The 19,970-nt window shown below is 61.8% G+C and carries 20 protein-coding genes; 5 read left to right on the top strand and 15 right to left on the bottom strand.

What is annotated here, in order from left to right:
- Positions 1-81: 81 nt before the first annotated feature.
- The 15 genes from tyrR to pspA form a co-directional block, all read right to left on the bottom strand.
- The gene (gene tyrR, locus G5182_RS10125; protein WP_005333656.1) at positions 82-1,629 is read right to left on the bottom strand and encodes a transcriptional regulator TyrR; all 1,548 of its coding nucleotides are present in this window, start codon (positions 1,627-1,629) and stop codon (positions 82-84) included.
- Positions 1,630-1,777: 148 nt separating this feature from the next.
- A complete protein-coding gene (locus G5182_RS10120) occupies positions 1,778-1,879 on the bottom strand; it encodes a 4a-hydroxytetrahydrobiopterin dehydratase (RefSeq protein WP_421254352.1) in 102 nt (33 codons plus the stop codon).
- A gap of 17 nt (positions 1,880-1,896) precedes the next feature.
- Positions 1,897-2,235 carry a 4a-hydroxytetrahydrobiopterin dehydratase gene (locus tag G5182_RS10115; RefSeq protein WP_019444917.1) on the bottom strand — a complete coding sequence of 113 codons (339 nt, stop codon included), beginning with the start codon at positions 2,233-2,235 and terminating at the stop codon, positions 1,897-1,899.
- A 63-nt stretch (positions 2,236-2,298) separates the two neighbouring features.
- Positions 2,299-3,093 carry a phenylalanine 4-monooxygenase gene (phhA, locus tag G5182_RS10110; RefSeq protein WP_227342660.1) on the bottom strand — a complete coding sequence of 265 codons (795 nt, stop codon included), beginning with the start codon at positions 3,091-3,093 and terminating at the stop codon, positions 2,299-2,301.
- 153 nt (positions 3,094-3,246) lie between these two features.
- Positions 3,247-4,677 (bottom strand): gamma-aminobutyraldehyde dehydrogenase, encoded by a 1,431-nt coding sequence (locus G5182_RS10105; RefSeq protein ID WP_040069353.1) that lies wholly within the window; start codon positions 4,675-4,677, stop codon positions 3,247-3,249.
- Between the two features lie 29 nt (positions 4,678-4,706).
- Positions 4,707-5,534 carry an ABC transporter permease gene (locus tag G5182_RS10100; RefSeq protein ID WP_227342658.1) on the bottom strand — a complete coding sequence of 276 codons (828 nt, stop codon included), beginning with the start codon at positions 5,532-5,534 and terminating at the stop codon, positions 4,707-4,709.
- Positions 5,535-5,569: 35 nt separating this feature from the next.
- A complete protein-coding gene (locus G5182_RS10095) occupies positions 5,570-6,538 on the bottom strand; it encodes an ABC transporter permease (RefSeq protein ID WP_005346227.1) in 969 nt (322 codons plus the stop codon).
- Positions 6,535-7,548: an ABC transporter ATP-binding protein gene (locus G5182_RS10090; protein ID WP_139407866.1), complete on the bottom strand. Its 1,014-nt coding sequence runs from the start codon at positions 7,546-7,548 to the stop codon at positions 6,535-6,537. Before G5182_RS10090 ends, G5182_RS10095 begins: the two co-directional genes overlap by 4 nt.
- Positions 7,549-7,691: 143 nt before the next feature.
- Complete coding sequence (locus G5182_RS10085; protein ID WP_227342656.1) at positions 7,692-8,837, bottom strand: ABC transporter substrate-binding protein; 1,146 nt, start codon at positions 8,835-8,837, stop codon at positions 7,692-7,694.
- Positions 8,838-9,034: 197 nt separating this feature from the next.
- Complete coding sequence (locus tag G5182_RS10080; protein WP_005346246.1) at positions 9,035-9,958, bottom strand: LysR family transcriptional regulator; 924 nt, start codon at positions 9,956-9,958, stop codon at positions 9,035-9,037.
- A gap of 190 nt (positions 9,959-10,148) precedes the next feature.
- Positions 10,149-11,180 carry a YcjF family protein gene (locus G5182_RS10075; protein WP_421254350.1) on the bottom strand — a complete coding sequence of 344 codons (1,032 nt, stop codon included), beginning with the start codon at positions 11,178-11,180 and terminating at the stop codon, positions 10,149-10,151.
- A gap of 65 nt (positions 11,181-11,245) precedes the next feature.
- On the bottom strand, positions 11,246-12,652 hold the full coding sequence (locus tag G5182_RS10070; protein WP_421254349.1) for a YcjX family protein: 1,407 nt from the start codon (positions 12,650-12,652) through the stop codon (positions 11,246-11,248).
- Positions 12,653-12,797: 145 nt separating this feature from the next.
- Positions 12,798-13,202, bottom strand: a complete 405-nt coding sequence (gene pspC / locus G5182_RS10065) for an envelope stress response membrane protein PspC (RefSeq protein WP_005333670.1) — start codon at positions 13,200-13,202, stop codon at positions 12,798-12,800.
- Positions 13,199-13,435 (bottom strand): envelope stress response membrane protein PspB, encoded by a 237-nt coding sequence (gene pspB / locus G5182_RS10060; protein ID WP_005333672.1) that lies wholly within the window; start codon positions 13,433-13,435, stop codon positions 13,199-13,201. The genes pspC and pspB overlap by 4 nt, the downstream gene beginning before the upstream one ends.
- Before the next feature lie 3 nt (positions 13,436-13,438).
- Positions 13,439-14,125 (bottom strand): phage shock protein PspA, encoded by a 687-nt coding sequence (pspA, locus tag G5182_RS10055; RefSeq protein ID WP_005361184.1) that lies wholly within the window; start codon positions 14,123-14,125, stop codon positions 13,439-13,441.
- Positions 14,126-14,321: 196 nt separating this feature from the next.
- Here pspA and pspF point away from each other — a divergent pair, with 196 nt between their 5' ends.
- The 5 genes from pspF to G5182_RS10030 all read left to right on the top strand — a co-directional run bounded on the left by pspF (position 14,322) and on the right by G5182_RS10030 (position 19,943).
- Positions 14,322-15,350: a phage shock protein operon transcriptional activator gene (pspF, locus tag G5182_RS10050; protein WP_005333674.1), complete on the top strand. Its 1,029-nt coding sequence runs from the start codon at positions 14,322-14,324 to the stop codon at positions 15,348-15,350.
- A 108-nt stretch (positions 15,351-15,458) separates the two neighbouring features.
- The gene (gene sapA / locus G5182_RS10045; protein WP_227343040.1) at positions 15,459-17,054 is read left to right on the top strand and encodes an ABC transporter substrate-binding protein SapA; all 1,596 of its coding nucleotides are present in this window, start codon (positions 15,459-15,461) and stop codon (positions 17,052-17,054) included.
- Positions 17,055-17,056: 2 nt separating this feature from the next.
- Positions 17,057-18,016 (top strand): ABC transporter permease, encoded by a 960-nt coding sequence (locus tag G5182_RS10040; RefSeq protein WP_021231386.1) that lies wholly within the window; start codon positions 17,057-17,059, stop codon positions 18,014-18,016.
- Between the two features lie 35 nt (positions 18,017-18,051).
- Positions 18,052-18,945 (top strand): ABC transporter permease subunit, encoded by an 894-nt coding sequence (locus tag G5182_RS10035; RefSeq protein WP_216953434.1) that lies wholly within the window; start codon positions 18,052-18,054, stop codon positions 18,943-18,945.
- A complete protein-coding gene (locus G5182_RS10030) occupies positions 18,945-19,943 on the top strand; it encodes an oligopeptide/dipeptide ABC transporter ATP-binding protein (protein WP_227342654.1) in 999 nt (332 codons plus the stop codon). Before G5182_RS10035 ends, G5182_RS10030 begins: the two co-directional genes overlap by 1 nt.
- The last annotated feature ends 27 nt before the right edge of the window (positions 19,944-19,970 follow it).

Raw genomic sequence — 19,970 nt, 5'->3', positions numbered from 1 at the left:
CCCTCCCGCCCGGAAGCCGTGTAAAGAAAACAGAGAGCCCGTCTGGTGACGGGCTCTCTGTTGGCTGGCATCCGGAACAACTTACTTCTTGCTGATGCCATATTCCCGCAGCTTGTTGGCGATGGCGGTATGCGACACGCCCAGGCGTTTGGCCAGCTGGCGCGTCGACGGGAAGGCGGGATAGAGCCGGGCCAGCAGCTGGCTCTCGAAGCGCTTCACCGCATCGTCGAGATTCCCCTCAAACCACTCGTCGATCAGCGGCATGGTATCGGCCGCCACCGGCAGGTCGATCTGCTCAGGCCCCAGCTCATCCCCTTCCAGCAGGGTCATGGCGCGGTAGAGACAGTTGCGCAGCTGACGCACGTTGCCCGGCCAGCGGTAGGCGGTCAGGTAGTCGGCCATGTTGCGGGTAAAGCGCGGACGGGGTCGCTGCAACTCGCTGGCAAAGCGGGAGACAAACTGCTGGGCCAGCACCATGATGTCTGCCTTGCGCTCGCGCAGGGGGGGCAGCGCCAGACTGAGCACGTTGAGGCGATAGTAGAGATCCTCGCGGAAGGTTCCTTCGTGCACCAGATCCAGCAACTGCTTCTGGGTAGTGCAGATGAAACGCACGTTGACCTTCACCTCCTGCTCGTCACCGACCCGGCGGAACACCCCATCCTGCAGCACCCGTAAAAACTTGGTCTGCAGATGGGGAGACATGTCGCCGATCTCGTCCAGCATCAGGGTGCCGCCGCTCGCCAGCTCCAGCACGCCGCGCTTGCCCTCGGTGTTGTTGCCAAATGCGCCGGGGGCATAACCAAACAGCTCGCTCTCGGCCACGTTATCGGGCATGGCGGCGCAGTTGAGGGCCATAAAGGGGTGGCTGGAGCGCAGGCTGGCCCCGTGACAGGCACGGGCCAGCAGCTCCTTGCCGGTGCCGGTCTCGCCGACAATCAGCAGCGGCGCGTCCTGCATCGCCAGTTTACGCGCTTGCGACAGCACCTCTTTCATCTTGGGGCTCTCGGCCTGCAGATGCTCGAAGCCCCCCACTTCCACCGCATGAAGCGCGCTGAAGTGCAGGCCGACCCGACGGGCAGATTTAAGCACCACCACGGCACCGGCCAGCGCCTGCTTGCCGCGGGCTTCTGCCACGAACAGCGGCATCAGATCTGCCAGATACTCTTCGCCATTGAAACTGAGCTTGCAGGTCTGCGGCTTGATCTCGCTCGCCTCCAGCCAGCGGGTGAAGGAGAAACCCTTCACCAGCGAACCGAGCGCCACGCCGCGCACCTCCTCCACCGGCAAGCCGAGGGTGGTGAGGGCCGACTGGTTGGCCTGGGTCACCTTGCCCTTGCTGTCGAGGGAGAAGACCAGATCCGGCAGCGCCTTGAGCAGCGCCTCGATTTCGTGGTGCTCTCGCTCGGAAGGCATGTAAGGGATGGTCTTGACGTCGTAGACGCCGGGAATGCGGCGGATCTCCGGCATCAGGTGCTGAAAATCACTGAACTCCAGCTCGGGAAAGTTGAGATAGATGATGCCTGAGGTATCGATTTCGATGCCGCGCAGATCGATATTGTGCTCCACCAGGCGGTCGAGCAGTTCCCGGGTCAGGCCCAGGCGGTCTTCACAGCTGACTTCAAGACGCATTCGGGACACACTTCCTAGCTAACTCTATGAATGAGCGGATAATACAGTCTCGATCCCCCCAGTGCGAGCGCCAGCCCATAAAAATGCGGGCCCGCCCCGCTTTCGCAGGCAGGCCCGGGTCAACCGATGACGCTGGTGTGGGGGGCGATTACCGGAGTAACTGATCGGTACGCGCCGCCATGATGAAGTCGTTGCGATGCAAACCGCCGATCTTATGCATCCACCAGCTGACGATCACCGTATCGCTCACTCGATGAGTGGTGGCGTTCACTTCAGCAGCTCATCCGTGCGTGCAGCCATGATGAAGTCGTTGCGGTGTAATCCGCCGATCTTGTGGGTCCACCAGCTGACGGTCACCTTACCCCACTCGGTCAGAATGGCCGGATGGTGGAACTCCGCCTCCGCCAGCTCGCCCAGGCGGTTGGTAAACGCCAGCGCCTCCTTGAAGTTGCGAAACGTAAATTCCCGCCGCAGTTGCAGCGCCCCCTCCTCCACCAGCGGCTGCCAGTCGGGAATAAGCTGCATCAGCTCGCGCAGCTCCTCATCGCTCACCTTGGGGGCATCGGCGCGACACGCTTCACACTGTTGGCTGGCCAGTTCGGACATGGGTTACTCCTGCTTGAATTAATGAAAAATTAATGAAAATGAAATAGGGTTGTTTGCTTTTGGTCAGCTCGCCTGTTTGCCAGCGGCAACCTCAAAACGTGGCGGATAGAGGCCAAGCCGACTGGCCTCCGCCAGAGCAGCCATGATCTCCTCCCCGGCCAGCTGGTAGAGATGATCGAGACTCGGCAGCACAAAATAGGTGGGCTGCATGATGTCGATGCGATACGGGGTGCGCAGCATAGTCAGTAGATCGAAGGGTTGCAGCAGCGGCTTGCCGGAAAGGGCATAAGCTGTCTCGCCGATGGAGGATAGAATGCCACCGCCGTAGATACGCAGCCCGTCCGCCGTGGCCAGCAGGCCAAACTCCACGGTGAACCAGTAGAGACGGGCCAGAAAGACCCGCTCCTCCTTGCTCGCCTGCTGGCCAAGCTGGCCATAGAGGTGGGTAAAGTGAGCAAAAGCGGGATTGGTCAGCATGGCGCAGTGGCCGAAGATCTCGTGAAAGATATCGGGCTCCTGCAGGTAATCGAGCTCGTCGCGGCGCCGGATAAAGGTGGCGACCGGGAACTGGCGGTTGGCCAGCAGGGCAAAGAAGCGGTCAAACGAGATAAGCGCGGGCACTGCCGCCACCGACCAACCGGTGGTCGCCAGCAATACCTCGTTGAGCTCCGCCAGCTGGGGGATGCGATCTCGCGGCAATGTCAGTCTTTCAAGGCCCGCCAGATACTCGTCACACGCCTTGCCTTCAAGCGCCGCCAGCTGACGTTCGATCAGGATCTGCCAGGTGCCGTGCTCTTCGGCCGAGTAGTGGATCACCCCGTCAGCATCCGGCTGGTGGGCGGTGTAGAAGGTTGCCATAGCGGTTCCATCCTCTGGCGCCACATCAAGGCGCCTTGCCGTTTCATCACGGTTTCACTGTAACGAAATGGCAACAAAAAAAGCAGCCGACCCATGAGTCGGCTGCCTGAAACAGTTGTAAATAAATTGTGACAACCCGCTAACCAATCCCCACTACAGCTTGACCATGATATGGCGCGGCACCGTGTAATCCTCCAGCGCATAGAGGGAGAGATCCTTGCCGTAGCCCGACATCTTCATGCCGCCGTGGGGCATCTCGGAGGTGAGCATGAAGTGGGTGTTGATCCAGGTGCAACCATATTGCAGGTGGCTGGCCACCTTGCTGGCGAGGCTCAGATCCTTGGTCCAGACCGACGAGGCGAGGCCATAGTCCGAGTCGTTGGCCCACTGCACCACCTGCTCGGCATCGTTGAAACGGGTCACCGACACCACGGGGCCAAACACCTCGCGGCGCACGATCTCATCCTCCTGCCGGGCCCCGACAATCAGGGTCGGCTCGAAGAAGAAGCCGTTGCCTGGGCGGATCTTGCCCCCCGCCGTCACCTCCACATGACCGCTGCTCTGGGCCCGCTCGACAAAGCTGGCGACCCGGTTGCGCTGTCTGTCCGAGATAAGCGGCCCCATCTCCACCCCCTCCTCGTACTGGCTTCCCACCTTGATGGAGGCCACCGCATCGGTCATGGCGGCGACGAACTTGTCGTAGATCTTGCCCTGGGCATAGATACGGCAGGCGGCGGTGCAATCCTGGCCTGCGTTGTAGAAACCGAAGGTGCGAATGCCTGCCACCACCGCCTCCAGATCCGCATCGTCGAAGATGATCACCGGCGCCTTGCCCCCCAGTTCAAGGTGGGTGCGTTTCATGGTGCGGGCAGCGCTCTGCAGGATCTTCTGGCCGGTGGCGATATCGCCGGTGAGCGACACCATCCGCACCAGCGGGTGCTCCACCAGCGGCGCCCCTACACTCTCGCCCCGCCCGCAGATGACGTTGATAACGCCGCGGGGGAAGATCTCGCTGGCCAGCTCCGCCAAACGCAGCGCGGTGAGCGGGGTCTGTTCGGAGGGTTTGAGCACCACCGTATTGCCCGCCGCCAGCACCGGCGCCATCTTCCAGGCCGCCATCATCAGCGGGTAGTTCCAGGGGGCGATACTGCCCACAACACCTATGGGATCACGGCGGATCATGCTGGTGTGCCCCTCGAGATACTCCCCCGCCAGCGGCCCTTGCAGGCAGCGGGCCGCCCCGGCAAAGAAGCGGAAGCAGTCCACCACCGCGGGCAGCTCGTCGTTGAGCACAGCCAGATAGGGTTTGCCGCAGTTGAGGGATTCCAGCGCCGCAAACTCCTCGGCGTGGCGCTCGACGAGATCCGCCAGACGCAGCAGCAGGTTGCTGCGGCTTGCCGGGGTGGTGCGGCTCCACTGGGCGAAGGCGCGCTGGGCACCGTTCACCGCCCGGTTCACCTGTTCGAACGAGGCTTCGGGCACGGCGGCGATCTGTTCGCCGTTAGCCGGGTTGAGAATGGGTTCGGCCTGCCCCTCGCCGGTCACAAACTGGCCATCAATCAAGAGTTGGGTTGAGAGTTTCATGGTTGCATCCTTGCGCACGCGTTGAATCATCATTTGCCACTGCCAGCGACATCATGGGTGTCGCGAGTGAGGTAGTAGGCAAGCAAAATGGGGATAGTGGTGAAGGCCACTATGATGAGGGCCACCACGTTGGTGACCGGCCTGTCTCGGGGACGGATCAGCTCCTGATACATCCAGATGGGCAGCGTGGTCTGCTGGCCCGCCGTGAAGGTAGTAACGATCACTTCGTCAAAACTCAGGGCAAAGGCCAGCATGCCCCCCGCCAGCAGCGCCGTGGCCAGATTGGGCAGGATCACGTAGCGCAGGGTCTGGAAGCCGTCGGCCCCGAGATCCATCGACGCCTCGATGAGGCTCTGGTTGGTGCGGCGAAAACGGGCCAGCGCATTGTTGTAGACCACCACCACACAGAAGGTGGCGTGGCCGATCACGATGGTCCAGAAGCTGAACGGGATCTCCATCAGGCCGTAAGCCGAGCGTAGCGCGATACCGGTGACGATACCGGGCAGCGCGATGGGCAGCACCAGCAAGAGCGACACCACCTCCTGACCGAAGAAGCGGCTGCGGGCAATGGCCCCTGCCGCCAAGGTGCCGAGGATCATGGCCGCCAGCGTCGCCAGCCCCGCTACCTCCAGTGACAGCTGGATGGCACGCCACACATCGGGACGATTGAGGGTCACCTCGAACCACTTGAGGGTGAGCCCGGGGGGCGGAAACTGGTAACTCTTGCTCTCGCTGGTGAAGGCGTAGAGGAAGATAAACAGAATGGGAAAGTGCAGGAACAGAAGGCCACCGATGGCGGCGTACTTGAGCAGACCCGAAGGGCGCTCTCCCTGACTGCTCACTGAGCTAGCTGACATGACGGCCTCCTTGCTGCCGGTTCAGAGCGAGATGGTCAAAGCGCATCAAAAGCCCCCAGTCGTTTCGCAATCGCCAGATAGATGGCGATGATAAGGATCGGCACCAGCGAGAAGGCGGCGGCAAAGGGCAAGTTGCCCGCCGTCCCCTGCTGCATGTAGACCACCTGACCGATATACATGGTCGAGTTGCCGATGATGCCGGGGATGATGTAATCACCTAGGGTCAGCGAGAAGGTGAAAATGGAGCCCGCCACCACACCGGGCAACGCCAGCGGCAGGATCAGGTTGCGAAAGGTCTGGGCGGGTGTCGCCCCCAGATCGCTGCTCGCCTCCAAGAGGGATCGCGGAATACGCTCCACCGCCGCCTGAATGGGCAGGATCATGAAGGGCAGCCAGACATAGACGAACACGATAAAGGTGCCGAGCCGCGAGAAGGAGAGCGACGGGCCACCGATCACCGGCAGGGAGAGGATGGCATCGAGCAGCCACTCCAACCCCATGCTGTCGGCCAGCCAGCTCACTACCCCCTCCTTGGCCAAGATCAGCTTCCAGGCGTAGACCCGCACCAGATAGCTGGACCAGAGCGGCAGCATGATCCCCACATAGAACAGCGCCCGGGTCTTGCCACTGGTGTAGCGTGCCATGTAGTAGGCAACCGGAAAACCGAGCAGGGCGCAGGCCAGGGTCACCAGCAGCGACATGCCGACGGTGCGGCCGATCACATCCAGATTCTCCGGCCGTAGCAGGGCGACGAAGTTTTGCAGCCCCAGCTCGTGGCGCACCTGACCGCTGAACTCGTCCAGCCCGAACAAGGAGTTGGAGAGCAGCATCAGCAAGGAGCCGACATAGATGATGCCGAGCCACAGCAGCGGCGGCCCCAGCAGGATCGCCAGCAGCAGGCCGGGCCGACCATAGAGCAGGGTCGAGAGGCGCCGCAGCGGCCTGAAACGGGCAGGTTCGGGCTGATGGTTCATGGCAAGACTCGCACTGTGAGGGGCACTCATGGCTGCGCCCCCTGATGGGCGCCGCTCAGGCGATGGATGGCCTGCTCCGGCCAGCTGAGGCTGACCCTGCTGCCACGGGCCAGACGGGCCTGCCCCTCATTGGGGTGGTTGACGATGATCTCGAGCTGCTCCCCGAGATCAACCCGATAACGGACGAAGGGACCCAGATACTCCACCTCGCGGATCTCCCCCGACCAGCCCGGCGTGCCCGCCTCAGCGAGCCGGATCCGCTCCGGGCGCACCATCATCTGGCTGCCGTCACCGCACAGCCGTCTGGCCTGCTCCCCTTCGAACAGATTGACGGTGCCGACGAAGCGGGCCACAAACGGCGTCGCCGGAGCGTCGTAGATGGTATCGGGCGCAGCGATCTGCTCGATCTTGCCCTGACTGAAGATGCAGATCCGGTCGCTCATGGAGAGCGCCTCCTGCTGATCGTGGGTAACGAAGATAAAGGTGATGCCAAGCTGGCGTTGCAGCGCCTTGAGCTCAAGCTGCATCTGCTCGCGCAGCTTGAGATCGAGGGCCCCCAACGGCTCGTCCAGCAGCAGGATGCGTGGCTGGTTGATGAGGGCTCGGGCGATGGCGATGCGCTGGCGCTGGCCGCCGGAGAGCTGGCTTGGGCGGCGCTTGCCGACCCCGGGCAGTCGCACCAGCTCCAGCATCTCGTCCACCTTGCGGTAACGCTGTGCCTTGGCGACCCCCTTGAGCATCAGGCCATAGCCGATGTTGTCGCGCACATCCATGTTGGGAAACAGGGCATAGTCCTGAAACACGGTGTTGAGGTTGCGATCATAGGGGGGCACGGTGGAGCAGGGTTCGCCAAACAGGCGGATCTCCCCATCGCTCGGGTACTCGAAGCCCGCGATCATCCGCAGGCAAGTGGTCTTGCCGGAACCGCTCGGCCCCAGCAGGGTAAAGAATTCCCCGGAGGGGATCTGGAAAGAGATGTCATCGACCGCCTTCACCTCGCCATAATGGCGACTGACCCGGTCAAATTGTACGGCGTTCATGGGGCGTCCTTGTCTGTACTGGGATGGGCCGGACTCCTGTCCGGCCCGCTTGATTATCCGGTTTTGGCAGTCATGCAGAGGAGGCGCAGCTCCCCTGCCGTTGGCAAGGTGGCAGTGGTTCCGACCACCTTGCTCACGCCGCCTCAGCGACCGCCCAGAATGGCGATATAGTCGGAAACCCAGCGGTAATAGGGCACGCAAGTTCCCTGGCTCTTGCACTGGGAGACCGGAGTGCGCCAGAAGCGAACCCGATCGAAGTTGTCGATACCGTTGGTTTTGCACCCGGTCGGGCCCAGCAGGGCATTGCCCTCACAGGCGGCAGGCACCACAGGCACCGAGCCAAACCAGGCGGCGAGATCCCCCTGCAGCTTGTTGCTCAGGGAGTGTTCCAGCCACTTGTAAGCGCAGGTGAGGTTCCTGGCATCGCTGTGCACCATGCTGGTATCGGCCCAACCGGTGACGCCCTCCTTAGGCACAGTGGTGGCGATGGGTTGCTTGTCGGCAATCAGGGCATTGGCCTGGAACGGCCAGGAGCCTGACGCGACCACCCCTTCGTTCTTGAAGTCATCGATTTGAACGAAAGCATCATGCCAGTAGCGTCCCACCAGCTGGCGCTGCTTGCGCAGCAGATCGAGGGAGGCCTTGTACTGATCCTCGTTCAGCTCGTAAGGATCCTTGATGCCCAGGGCAGGCTGATGGGTCATTAGATAGAGGGCGGCATCGGCGATGTGGATCGGGCCGTCAAAGGCCTGCACTCGCCCCTTGTTGGACTTGCCATCCGCCAGGGTCTGTTCCTCGAATACCACGTTCCAGGAGTCCGGTGCCTTGGGGAACACCTTGGTGTTGTACATCAGGATATTGCCGCCCCACTGGTAGGGCACGCCGTAGTGCTTGCCATCCACAGTGTGCCAGGGGGCATTTTGCAGCCGGGGATCAATCTTGCTGTAGCTCGGGATGAGTGCCAGATTGAGCGCCTGCACCTTGCCACCGGCAATCAGACGCAGACTGGCATCGCCGGAGGCGGTCACCAGATCGAATCCCCCCTCGTTCATCAAGGCCACCATCTCGTCCGAGGTGGCCGCCGTCTTGACGCTCACCTTGCAGCCGGTCTCTTTCTCGAATCCGGTCACCCAGTCGTAGTTCTTGTCGGTCTCGCCACGTTCGACGTAGCCAGCCCAGGCCACGATATTGAGCTGGCCTTCACCCTTGCCGAGCTCGGTCGGGGCAGCCTGGGTCTGGCCTGCCAGCAGCGCCGGCACAAGAGCCAGCATCAGAGGGGTCAATTTCATCATGCACTCCTTGCATTGTGTTGACTTGCATCAGGTGAAGGAACGCCACCATCGGCGTTAACATCCTGTTAACCAGCAATGAGCTTAGGGGAGTGGCAATACGATGAATATTTCAATTTTTGGTGGCTCAGGTATCAGCTAAATCGATATCGAGTGCAGATGAATCTGATTTTTGGTGGCTCCCCCGCAAGAGATGGCTAGCGAGGGAGCGCCTGACGGGCACGCAACCGGCTCTGATCCCGCGCAATATCGATAAATTCCCGCGCCGTCCAATCCAGCCGAGAACCACGGCGCCACACTAGCCCGATATCGATGGCGGGAATGGGCTCCTTGATGGGGCGCGCCTCGACCCGCTCCTGCTCCAGCGACCAGGGGCGATAGGCAAAATCGGGCAACAGGGCGACCCCGAGCTGGCTCGCCACCAGACTGCGCACCGCCTCCACCGATGCGGTGCGCAGCACGATACGGGGGGAGATGCCGTAGCGACGCAGGCCGCCACCGATGATCTGATCGAGCTGATCGGCGGTCAGCGAGATCATCGGCTCCTCCCCTAGCGCGGTGAGCGAGAGGGTCGACTCGGCGCAGAGCGGGTGGTTGGCGGCCAGCCAGAGCCGCAGCGGCGAACGGGTCAGCAATTCGGTATCAAACGCCTCTTGCCGGATGGTGCGGTTGGTCATCAGGATCCCCACATCCACCTCGCCGTTGACGATCTGGTGCTCAAGGAAGGGCTGTTCATCCTCCTTCACCTCGATCTGTACCGCCGGAAAGGCGCGGCGAAAGCGGCCAAGCGCCTCTGAGAGGTAGTAACCCGCCACCAAGGTGGTCACACCGATAGTGAGCCGTCCCTGATCCTGCTGGGCTACTGCTTTGAGGGAGTGGCTCGCCTCGGTCATGGCGCCGAGAATGCGGCGGGCGTGGAGCAAAAACTGGTGCCCCTGAGTGGTGAGGGTGACGCCGCGCGGATTGCGCTCGAATAGCGGGGCGCCGAGCTCGGTCTCCAGCTCGCGAATGGCGCTGGTGACCGCCGACTGGGAGATATGAAGCTCGGCTGCGGCACGGCTCACTGAAAAGCTGTCGGCCACGGCCACAAAATAACGGATCTGGCGAAAGGTAAAGTTCATCGGGCATCCTTGCCGATTGGTACGATGAGTGTGATTGGTAAGATTGACTGCCAGCTTAACCGTAAACGGGCGCCTCGCCAAAACCAGGCACTGCTGCCAACTCAATGATCTGCCGATTAAAACCATGCCCCTGTGGCTTGGCGAGCACAACAGGGGCATGGGTCATCGCAGCAAGGTGCAGACAGGGCTATCAGGATTTGTTGAGATACCCCGCCAGCTGGCCGATCAGCCGCTTGCGCAGCTCGCCCAGTTTCGGCTTCTCGTCCGCACACCAGGGCAGCGGGCGGCACGCCTCTATGGTGCGCAGGCCAAGGCGAGCGGTGAGCAGGCCCGCCCCCACCCCTTGCGCCGCGCGGGCAGAGAGCTTGGCGGTAAGCTCGGCCCCCAGCAAGTCCATCCCCACCTCGGTCACCAGCTCGGTGGCGCCGGCGTAGAGCATGTTGCGAAACACCTGACGGATGAGGCGTATACGGCTCCAGTAGCCAAGCTCGATGGCGTAGACATCGGCGATATCCTCGATCATCCGCAGGTTGCGCCACAGCATCAGCATCATGTCGACGGTGGCGAGCGGGCTTAGCGCCACCAGCACGGCAGCCTCCCCCGACCATTTGGCCACCCGCGCCTGCGCCAGCTTGTCGCGCTCGCTCAATACCAGCTGGCTGTAGAGGGTCAGCACCTCCCGATCGCTGTGGCTCTCGTCGAGCTGGGCCAGCCAGGTCTGATACCCCTCGCGCCCCTTGTCGCCACTTTTGACCGCCAACCCTTCGCAAAAGGCCTGCCCCTGCCCGACCCCCTGATGGGCCAGCAGATCTTCTGCCCGTGAGCGCACATCCTGACGCCGTTTGAGAGTGCGCAGCCGCAGCCACTCGCGCCCCACCACGCTGGCGGTTCCCGCCGCCACCAGCGCCGAGGCCGCCAGCCAGGCGCTGCCCCAGAGCGGGGTGGTGAGGAATTGATCGTAAAGAAAGGCGCCATACTGGCCCAACGAGAGCAGACCGACCGCCCCCAGCCCCCACGCCAGCAGCCGATGGCGGCGGCGCGGTTTGCTGACGAGGGTGCTCTCCACCTCGGTGAACTCGTCCAGCTCGTCGAGGCGCTCGAAACTCGCCTCCTCCAGCCGCTGGGCCGGTGCGGGCGGGCGCTCGTCACTGGCCACCGTCAAGGCAGGCTCAAGGATCACCTTGCCCTGCAGCGGTGGCCGCTCTTTTATCTGATCGTTCATCGCCTTATTCTCCTGAAAACAGTCTCCTGCGGGCGGCGCAGGAAACAAACCCGAGCCGCACACCGTTATTCGAGGTGATCCCCGAGCAGAAACTCCAGCGCTGCATCGAGCCGGATATGGGGCAGCGCCTGATGGGCGCTCATGGGCATGGGACGAAACGCCTGAAAATCAAAACCCTGACTGTTCCACCACTGTGCGGGGGGAATATGAGGCGGCACTTCACCCGGGAACAGCAGCAGCGGCTCACCGCTCAGGCTGGTGCCACGGATGGCGGGAAACTCGCGGCCATTGGCCACCCCCTTGCCCACCTCGGTCGCCTTGATGGCGGCGAGCGCCAGACACTCAGTGGTGATCCCCTCAAAACGGGCCTGACCGCGGCCGCTGCGCACCAGATGCTGCAGCAGGGAGACCATGGGCGCATGCTGTTCGGGGGTGACGTGATCGGCTTTGCTCGCCACAAACAGCAGCTTGTCGATACGGGGCGAAAAGAGTCGCCGCCACCAGTTGCTCTTGCCGTAGGCAAAGCTCTCCATGATGCGGGCGATGGCCTGCTGCATGTCGCCAAAGCTGGCCGCCCCGGCGTTGAGAGGCTGTAGGCAATCCACCAGCACGATCTGGCGATCAAAGCCGGCAAAGTGCTGCTCATAAAAACCCTGCACCAGATGCTGTTTGTACTGCTCGAAGCGCTGCTTGAGAGTGGCGTAAAGAGTGCCATCGGCGGGCTCGCTGGCAGGCATATCCCACACCCAGGGGACAAACTGCAGCATGGGGGCACCGGCATACTCGCCCGGCAAGACGAAGCGGCCGGGCTGGATCAGGTGCAGCCCCAGCTCCTGTTTGCAAGCATGCAGATAGGTGGTGTAGCGCTCGGCCAGCTCAGCCACCGGCCGCTCTTCGAAGCGCTGATCGACCTGCCACCCGGGTGTCAGCCAGCTGGCGGCAAGTGCCTGCAGCTCTGGGCGACGAAGCTGCTCGCGCACCTGTTCGCTCCACTGCTCGTAGCTCATCTCAAGGAGCGGCAAGTCGAGCAGCCACTCCCCGGGGTAGTCCACCAGATCCACGTAGAGGGTGGAGATCTCCCCCAGATGCTTGCGCAGAGGATGACGGGTGCGATAGCGAATTTCGAGACGCACTTCGGCCACGCCGCGGGTGGGCTCGGGCCAGGCTGGTGGAACGCCAAACAGGGAGTCGAGGCCACGTTCGTAGGCAAAGGTGGGAATGTGGGCATTGAGCTGCGGCACCCGGCGGGCGCCGAGGATACGCCCCTGACGCAGGGCATCCCACAACGGCAAACGGCCGTCGATGGCCGCGTGTTCCAGCTGGTTGACCAGTGCCGTGATAAAGGCGGTCTTGCCGCTGCGAGAGAGGCCGGTCACCGCCAGCCGGATATGGCGATCCCGCACCCGGTTCACCACGTCGTTCGCCTTGTGTTGCAGGCGAGTCAACTTCTGTTCCAGTTTATTGAGTATCAAGGCTTGATCCGTTCTCCCTTGGTGGTTGCATCCGGCGTGATTGGCCGTGCGAGAGGTCTACCGCTTATCCACGTCTGGATAGTTGTCGTCGATGGTGGATCATCACAGAAGATTCCACCATCGACATTGAGTGTTTTGGCAAGCACTACAGCTTGCGAAACTCCCGCTGCAGGGTGAACTCCCTGGAGGTCACCAGCTTCTCGATCCGCTGAACTCTGGGCTCCAGCGCGTCAAGTTCCTGCGCGATGCGGCCCAGCGCCTGATGAGGGGTGATCCCCGCCTGCCAGCTGCGCGCTTTCATCCGCACCTCGGCAAAGTCGGCATCCTCTTGCGAGTAGAGGGTGACCGGCTTTTTATCGAGCAGGAACCAGGCAGCGATATAGGCGGTGAAGGTGATGAAACCGGCGAAGATAAGGCCACTGATGGCGAGCAGCCGCACGATCCAGGTCTCCACCCCGAAATACTCTGCCAAACCGGCACAGATCCCGGCTATCTTGCCGCGCTGGGGATCGCGATAGAGGTTACGCCCTTCACGACTGACACTGCTCATACCTTGTTCCTCCAACCGGGTACTTCCGCGTCCAGAATCGACTCCAGCGCGCCCACTCGCTCCTGCATCTTCTCGGTGCGAGCCAGCAGCCCTTGCAGCTGTTCCCGCTCGCTATCGGCAAGACCGGCGCCAATCCGCCCCTTGGCACGATAGTGCAGCACCAGCCAGATGGGGGCCACCACCACCATGAAGACCACCATGGGAACCATCAATACGCCCAGCAGATCTTCCATCTGTTACTCCCCCTGTTTGCCTTCGCTTTTGCTGTCGCCCTGACCCAGCTTCTGGCGCATCGCTTCCAGCTCGCGGCTTATCTGATCGTCCACTTCCAGCTCGGCAAACTGCTGCGCCAGCGCCTTGTCGGACTGTCCCAAATCGGCGCGCGCTTCCATTTCGTCGATGCGACGCTCCATCCGCTCGAACTTGCTCACCACCGCCTGGCTCTCGCCACGGGCTACCTGGCTCTGCACATTGAGACGGCTGCTGGCCGCTTCGGTGCGAATGGCCATCGCCTTTTGACGGGCGCGGGCATCTTCCAGCTTGGCTTCGAGCTGACGGATCTCCTCACCCAGCTTCTCGATACCGCTGTCGACCGCCTGCTGCTCGCGGTAGAGGGTCTCTGACAACTCGGTCTGTTTCTTCTTCTCGATAAGGGCGGCGCGGGCCAGATCTTCACGCCCTTTGGTCAGGGCCAGCTCAGCCTTGGCTTGCCACTCGTCGACCCGCTCCTGATGACGGGCGACCTGACGGCCAATCTCTTTCTGGCTGGCGAGGAAGCGGGCCAGATTGGAACGCTCCTTGACCAGCTCGTCCTCCATCTCCTGGATGATCAGGCGCACCATCTTCTGGGGATCTTCTGCCTTGTCGAGCAGGGCCGTCAGGTTGGAATTGATGATGTCGGCCAGACGGGAAAAAATACTCATGATTGCACTCCTGTTATTGGCATGGCGTTGTTTCTCCATTGACAATGGCAACTTGTGTGCCAATCTGGAACAAAATTTAACTTGTTGATTTATATGGGGCAGAATAGCCGGATTGCAAGATGCCTCGCGCAAGTGATGATTAAAATCACCAACTTTTGGTAAGATTGACCAGCTTTTACAACTGACAGGGATCACTATGACCACGGCCACGGAAAGCCTGCTGGGGGAATCCAACGCATTTCTCGAGATCATTGAGCAGGCCTCACGGCTCGCCCCGCTGCGCAAACCCGTGCTGATCATCGGTGAGCGGGGGACGGGCAAGGAGCTGATCGCCCACCGCCTACATTATCTCTCGGCGCGCTGGGATCAAAGCTTTGTCACCATCAACTGCGCCACCCTGAGTGAGAGCCTGCTGGAGACCGAGCTGTTCGGTCACGAAGCGGGGTCGTTTACCGGTGCGGCCAAGCGCCATCAGGGCCGCTTCGAGCGGGCCGATGGCGGCACCCTCTTCCTCGACGAGCTGGCCACCACCAGCGCCCGGGTGCAGGAGAAGTTGCTGCGGGTCATCGAGTATGGCGAGTTCGAGCGGGTGGGTGGGGCCAAGCCCCTCAAGGTGGATGTGCGGCTGGTCTGCGCCACCAACGAGGATCTCCCCGCGCTGGCCGACAAGGGGCAGTTTCGCCACGATCTGCTCGACCGGCTCGCGTTTGATGTGATCACCCTCCCCCCCTTGCGGGAGCGGCGGGAAGATATCCTGATGCTGGCGGAGCACTTCGCCCACAGCATGACCCGGGAGCTTGGGTATCCGCTCTTTGCCGGTTTCTCTCGCAAGGCAACCCAGCTGCTGCTGGATTACCACTGGCCGGGCAACGTACGGGAGCTGAAGAACGTGGTGGAGCGCAGTATCTATCGTCAGGGCAATCCCCAGTTGCCGCTCTCGACCCTGGTGCTCAACCCGTTTGATTCCCCCTGGCGACCACAGGTCACACAACCTGCGCAAGAGGCCCGAAGCGAGGTACAATCTGCATCCCCCCTCGCCTTGCCGCTCGATCTCAAGCAGGCGGTGGCGGAGTACGAGATTAATTTACTCAAGCAAGCGATGCAGCAATCCCAGTATAATCAGCGCAAAGCCGCTCAACTGCTGGCCTTAAGCTATCACCAGTTCCGTGGCATGCTACGCAAATATCAGCTGCTGGATGGCGATAACGATGCAGAACAAGAGTGAAGGAGTGCGGTTGATGCCGACTCCAGCAACACGCCAGCCTTCGCGCTGGCACATTTGTATCAAAACGTGCGTACAAAACCCCTATAAGAACATGGTTCAACAATGAGAATGCTCACACCCTTGCTGCTGAGTCTGCTGGTGCTGGTCACCGGCTGCCAGAAGCAACCCGAGGCCTCCAAAACCGGACTCATCTATTGTGCTGAGGGATCCCCCCTCTCCTTCAATCCCCATGTTTCCAACTCCGGGGTGACACTGGATGCCAGTGCCCGTCCGCTCTACGACCGCCTGCTGGAGGTGAACCCCAACACCCTGGCGTTGGAGCCGGCGCTCGCCACCAACTGGCATGTCAGCGAGGATGGCCTCACCTATACCCTGACCCTGCGCAAGGGGGTGACGTTTCACCATACTCCCTGGTTCAAGCCCACCCGCACCTTCAATGCCGATGACGTGGTCTTCACCTATGCCCGCCAGCTTGACGAGCAGCACCCCTATCACAATGTGTCCGGCGGCGATTACCCCTACTTCTACAGCCTAGGGCAAGATCTGCTGATCAAACGGGTGAGCAAGAAGGGGCCGCAGACGGTGGTATTCGAGCTGAACCAGCCGAACGCCTCCTTCCTCGCCACCCTGGCCAGCGACTATGCGGTGATCCTCTCCGCCGAATACGCCGAGCAGATGTTGCAGGCGGGCACGCCAGCCCTGCTGGATAGCCGCCCCATCGGCACCGGGCCGTTCAGCTTCAAGGAGTATCGCCACAACGAGTTCATCCGCTATCTGCGCCACCCCGGCTACTGGGGCGGCGATGCCAAGATTGAACAGCTGGTCTACGACATCACCCCCAAATCCGCCAAACGGCTGGCCAAGCTGCTGACCGGCGAGTGCGACGTTATGAGCACCCCTTCCGCTAGCCAGCTCTCGGTGATCAAGCAAAATCCGGCGCTGAGTCTCTCGCTCCAGTCGGGGATGAACGTCGCCTTTTTGGCCCTCAATACCCGCAAGCCGCCGTTCAACAACGTCAAGGTGCGTCAGGCCATTGCCAGCGCCATCAATATCGACAACCTGCTTCAGGCGGTCTATTTCGATACCGGCCTGCCCGCCAACAGCCTGTTGCCGACCCTCTCATGGGGTTACAACCCCAGCCTGCCCGAGCGCAAACCCGACCTGAAACGGGCGCGCCAGCTGCTCAAGGAGGCGGGTCTGGAGAAAGGGTTCGAGATGCAGGTGCTGGTGCAACCGGACGCCCGCCCCTACAACCCGGATGCGGTCAAGACCGCCCAGCTGATCCGCAGCGATCTGGCCAAGGTCGGGATCAAGCTCAAGATCGTGCAACGGGAGTGGCCGGTGATCGAAGGCCGCCTCACCAAGGGGCAGTACGACAGTCTGCTCTCCGGCTGGATTGCCGACAACGCCGATCCGGACAACTTCTTCCGCCAGCTGCTGAGCTGCTCGGCAGTGGAGCGCGGCAACAACTACAGCCGCTGGTGTAGCCCGGCCTTCGATCAGTTGCTGGATGATGCGGTCACCACACCCCAGCTCTCGTTTCGGCTGCGCAACTACTACTATGCCCAGACCCAGCTCAACGAACAGCTGCCGCTGATCCCGCTGGCACACGCCTTGCGTACCCAGGTCAGCCGCAGCGACATCGAGGGGCTGACGCTGATGCCCTTTGGCGGCACCTCCTTCAACCAGGCTCACAGGGAGTAAGCATGCTTCTATACACCTTGCGCCGCATCAACCTGCTGCTTATCACTCTGCTGGCGCTGACCTTTGTCGCCTATCTGCTGGACTATCGGCTGATCGGCAATCAGCTCAGCTTCTGGAGCGGCTATCCCGATTTCCTGCGTCGCATTTTCGCAGGTGACCTGGGGCTCTCCAGCGTCTCTGGGCTACCGGTGCTGGACGAGATCCGCCACTACTTCCCGGCGACCCTGATCCTCTGTCTGGCGGCGTTCGCCATCTCGCTGCTGGTGGGCATTCCTCTCGGCACCCTGGCGGCCCTGTCACAGGGAAAGACACTGGATCTCTCCATCATGACTGCCGGTCTTATCGGCTATGCGGTGCCGGTGTTCTGGCTGGCACTGCTGGTAGTGATGCTCTTTTCGCTGGATCTCGGCTGGTTGCCGGCGTCGGGCCAGATCAGCCTGCTCTACGACGTGCCCCCCATTACCGGCATCGCGGTGATCGATGTGCTGCTCAGCAACGAGCCCTGGCGGCAAGCGGCGCTGCACGATGCCCTGCGCCACCTCATTCTCCCGTCACTGGTGCTGGCGGTGGTGCCCACCACCGAGGTGATCCGCCATGTGCGCAGTTCCCTCATCGACGTGATGAAGCAGAACTACATCAAGGCGGCGGCGAGCCGGGGCCTTTCCAAGGCGCAGATCGTCTGGCGCCATGGTCTGAAGAACGCCCTGCCGCCGGTACTGCCGCTGCTGGGTCTGCAACTGGGTAGCGTGCTCACCTCCGCCATGATCACCGAGGTGGTGTTCGAGTGGCACGGGATCGGCCGCTGGCTCATCAGCAGCATCGCCCTGCAGGATTACGCCGCCATTCGCGGCGCGACTCTGGTGGTGGCCAGTTTCGTGATCCTGACCAGCGTCAGCACCGAGTTGCTGACCACCCTTATCTATCCGGCACGGCGCAAAGAGTTGTATGCCAAACAAGATTGAACGCGCTCATGGCGTGACCAGGAGCCAGGTATCCTATGCAAGATAAATCGAACATCTATCCCGAGCTCAAGATCCTCTCGCCCCTTGAGCAGACGTGGGCCTCCTACAGCCGCAATCCGCTCGCCATGGCGGGGCTCTGGTGCTTTTTGCTGTTGCTGCTCATCACGCTGGTGGGGCCGCTGGTCGTCCCCTACGGCATCGATGAACAGCACACCGACAAGCTGCTGCTCGCCCCCTCGTGGGCGGCGACCGGCAACATCGACTACTTCCTCGGCACCGATGATTTGGGGCGCGACATGCTCTCCCGGCTGGTGGTGGGAGCACGTCTCACCTTCGGCTGTGCCCTTGTCGTGGTGGTGATCGCCATGGTGGTGGGCTCCGCCATCGGCATACTCGGCGGCATGAGCAAGGGGCTGAAATCGAGCGTGCTGCACCACCTGCTCGATACCCTGCTCTCCATCCCCTCCCTGCTGATGGCCATCATCATGGTTGCCATTCTGGGGCCGGGCCTTGGCAATACCCTGATCGCCATTACCCTGGCATTGATCCCCCCCTTTATCCGGGCCACTTACAACGCGGTGCATGCCGAGATGCAGAAGGAGTACATCATTGCCAGTCGGCTCGATGGCTCGCCCCCCTTCAGGATCATGCGGCTGGCTATTTTGCCCAATATCGTCGAGACCCTGGTGGCCCAGACCACCCGCACCTTGTCTGCGGCCATTCTCGATATCTCGGCAGTCGGTTTTCTCGGCCTCGGCGCACAATCCCCTCAACCGGAGTGGGGCACCATGCTGGCCGATTCGAGTGACCTCATCTATCTCGCACCCTGGACCGTCACTTTGCCGGGCATGGCTATCCTGTTCAGCGTGCTGGCCACCAACCTGGTTGGTGAAGGCATCCGCGAAGCACTCAAAGAGGGGAATGACTGATGCCGCTGCTCGATATTCGCAATCTCACCATCGAGATCGACACACCGCAAGGCAAGGTCAAGGCGGTGGACAAGGTGAGCCTGACCCTGACCGAGGGGGAGATCCGCGGTCTGGTGGGTGAATCCGGCTCAGGTAAAAGTCTGATCGCCAAGGTGATCGTCGGCATCGAGAAGGACAACTGGACGGTACGTGCCGACCGGATGCGCTTCAACGACATGGATCTGCTGAGCATGCCTCCCAAGGAGCGTCGTCGCATCATGGGTCGCGAGATCGCCATGATCTTCCAGGACCCCATCAGCTGTCTCGACCCCTCCGAGGAGATCGGCACCCAGCTGGAAGAGGCAATCCCGACCGATTCGTTCGAGGGGCAATTCTGGCAACGCTTCCAGTGGCGCAAGAAGAAGGCCATCGCCCTGCTGCACCGGGTCGGCGTCAAGGATCACCGCAAGGTGATGCGCGCCTATCCCCATGAGCTGTCGGATGGCATGTGCCAGAAGGTGATGATCGCCATGGCCATTGCCAACCAGCCGCGTCTGCTGGTAGCCGACGAGCCCACCAGCGCCATGGAGTCCACCACCCACTCCCAGATCCTGCGACTCCTGGACAAGATGAACAAGCTGGGCAATACCACCATCCTGATCATCAGTAACGACATCGCCGCCATCGCCAACCTGACCGATACCATCAACGTGATGTACTGCGGCCAGATGGTGGAAGTGGGCACCCGGGAGCAGATCCTTGAGACCCCGCATCACCCCTATACCGATGCCCTGCTCAAATCGATCCCCGACTTTGACAAGCTGGTGCGCCACAAGTCGCGCCTCGAGACCCTGCCCGGCGTCATCCCGCCACTGCAACACCTGCCCATCGGCTGCCGTCTGGGGCCGCGCTGCCCCTACGCCCAGAAGCAGTGCGTGCAGACTCCTTTGATGAACAAGATCAAGGGCCATCAGTTCAGCTGTCACTTCCCGCTGAACATGGAGGAGCCCAAAAAATGATGACCGTTAATGCCCCCATGAAGGAGC

The organism is Aeromonas sp. 600948 (genome assembly GCF_049174875.1).
Classification (GTDB): Bacteria; Pseudomonadota; Gammaproteobacteria; order Enterobacterales; family Aeromonadaceae; genus Aeromonas; species Aeromonas veronii_A.
This window is presented reverse-complemented; position numbering and strand designations above follow the sequence as displayed.

Coding starts and splice junctions, on each gene's coding strand:
- tyrR (WP_005333656.1), bottom strand. CDS start 1,629: ATGCGTCTTGAAGTCAGCTGTGAAGACCGCCTGGGCCTGACCCGGGAA.
- G5182_RS10115 (WP_019444917.1), bottom strand. CDS start 2,235: ATGTCCGAACTGGCCAGCCAACAGTGTGAAGCGTGTCGCGCCGATGCC.
- phhA (WP_227342660.1), bottom strand. CDS start 3,093: ATGGCAACCTTCTACACCGCCCACCAGCCGGATGCTGACGGGGTGATC.
- G5182_RS10105 (WP_040069353.1), bottom strand. CDS start 4,677: ATGAAACTCTCAACCCAACTCTTGATTGATGGCCAGTTTGTGACCGGC.
- G5182_RS10100 (WP_227342658.1), bottom strand. CDS start 5,534: ATGTCAGCTAGCTCAGTGAGCAGTCAGGGAGAGCGCCCTTCGGGTCTG.
- G5182_RS10095 (WP_005346227.1), bottom strand. CDS start 6,538: ATGAGTGCCCCTCACAGTGCGAGTCTTGCCATGAACCATCAGCCCGAA.
- G5182_RS10090 (WP_139407866.1), bottom strand. CDS start 7,548: ATGAACGCCGTACAATTTGACCGGGTCAGTCGCCATTATGGCGAGGTG.
- G5182_RS10085 (WP_227342656.1), bottom strand. CDS start 8,837: ATGAAATTGACCCCTCTGATGCTGGCTCTTGTGCCGGCGCTGCTGGCA.
- G5182_RS10080 (WP_005346246.1), bottom strand. CDS start 9,958: ATGAACTTTACCTTTCGCCAGATCCGTTATTTTGTGGCCGTGGCCGAC.
- G5182_RS10075 (WP_421254350.1), bottom strand. CDS start 11,180: ATGAACGATCAGATAAAAGAGCGGCCACCGCTGCAGGGCAAGGTGATC.
- pspC (WP_005333670.1), bottom strand. CDS start 13,202: ATGAGCAGTGTCAGTCGTGAAGGGCGTAACCTCTATCGCGATCCCCAG.
- pspB (WP_005333672.1), bottom strand. CDS start 13,435: ATGGAAGATCTGCTGGGCGTATTGATGGTTCCCATGGTGGTCTTCATG.
- pspA (WP_005361184.1), bottom strand. CDS start 14,125: ATGAGTATTTTTTCCCGTCTGGCCGACATCATCAATTCCAACCTGACG.
- pspF (WP_005333674.1), top strand. CDS start 14,322: ATGACCACGGCCACGGAAAGCCTGCTGGGGGAATCCAACGCATTTCTC.
- sapA (WP_227343040.1), top strand. CDS start 15,459: ATGCTCACACCCTTGCTGCTGAGTCTGCTGGTGCTGGTCACCGGCTGC.
- G5182_RS10040 (WP_021231386.1), top strand. CDS start 17,057: ATGCTTCTATACACCTTGCGCCGCATCAACCTGCTGCTTATCACTCTG.
- G5182_RS10035 (WP_216953434.1), top strand. CDS start 18,052: ATGCAAGATAAATCGAACATCTATCCCGAGCTCAAGATCCTCTCGCCC.
- G5182_RS10030 (WP_227342654.1), top strand. CDS start 18,945: ATGCCGCTGCTCGATATTCGCAATCTCACCATCGAGATCGACACACCG.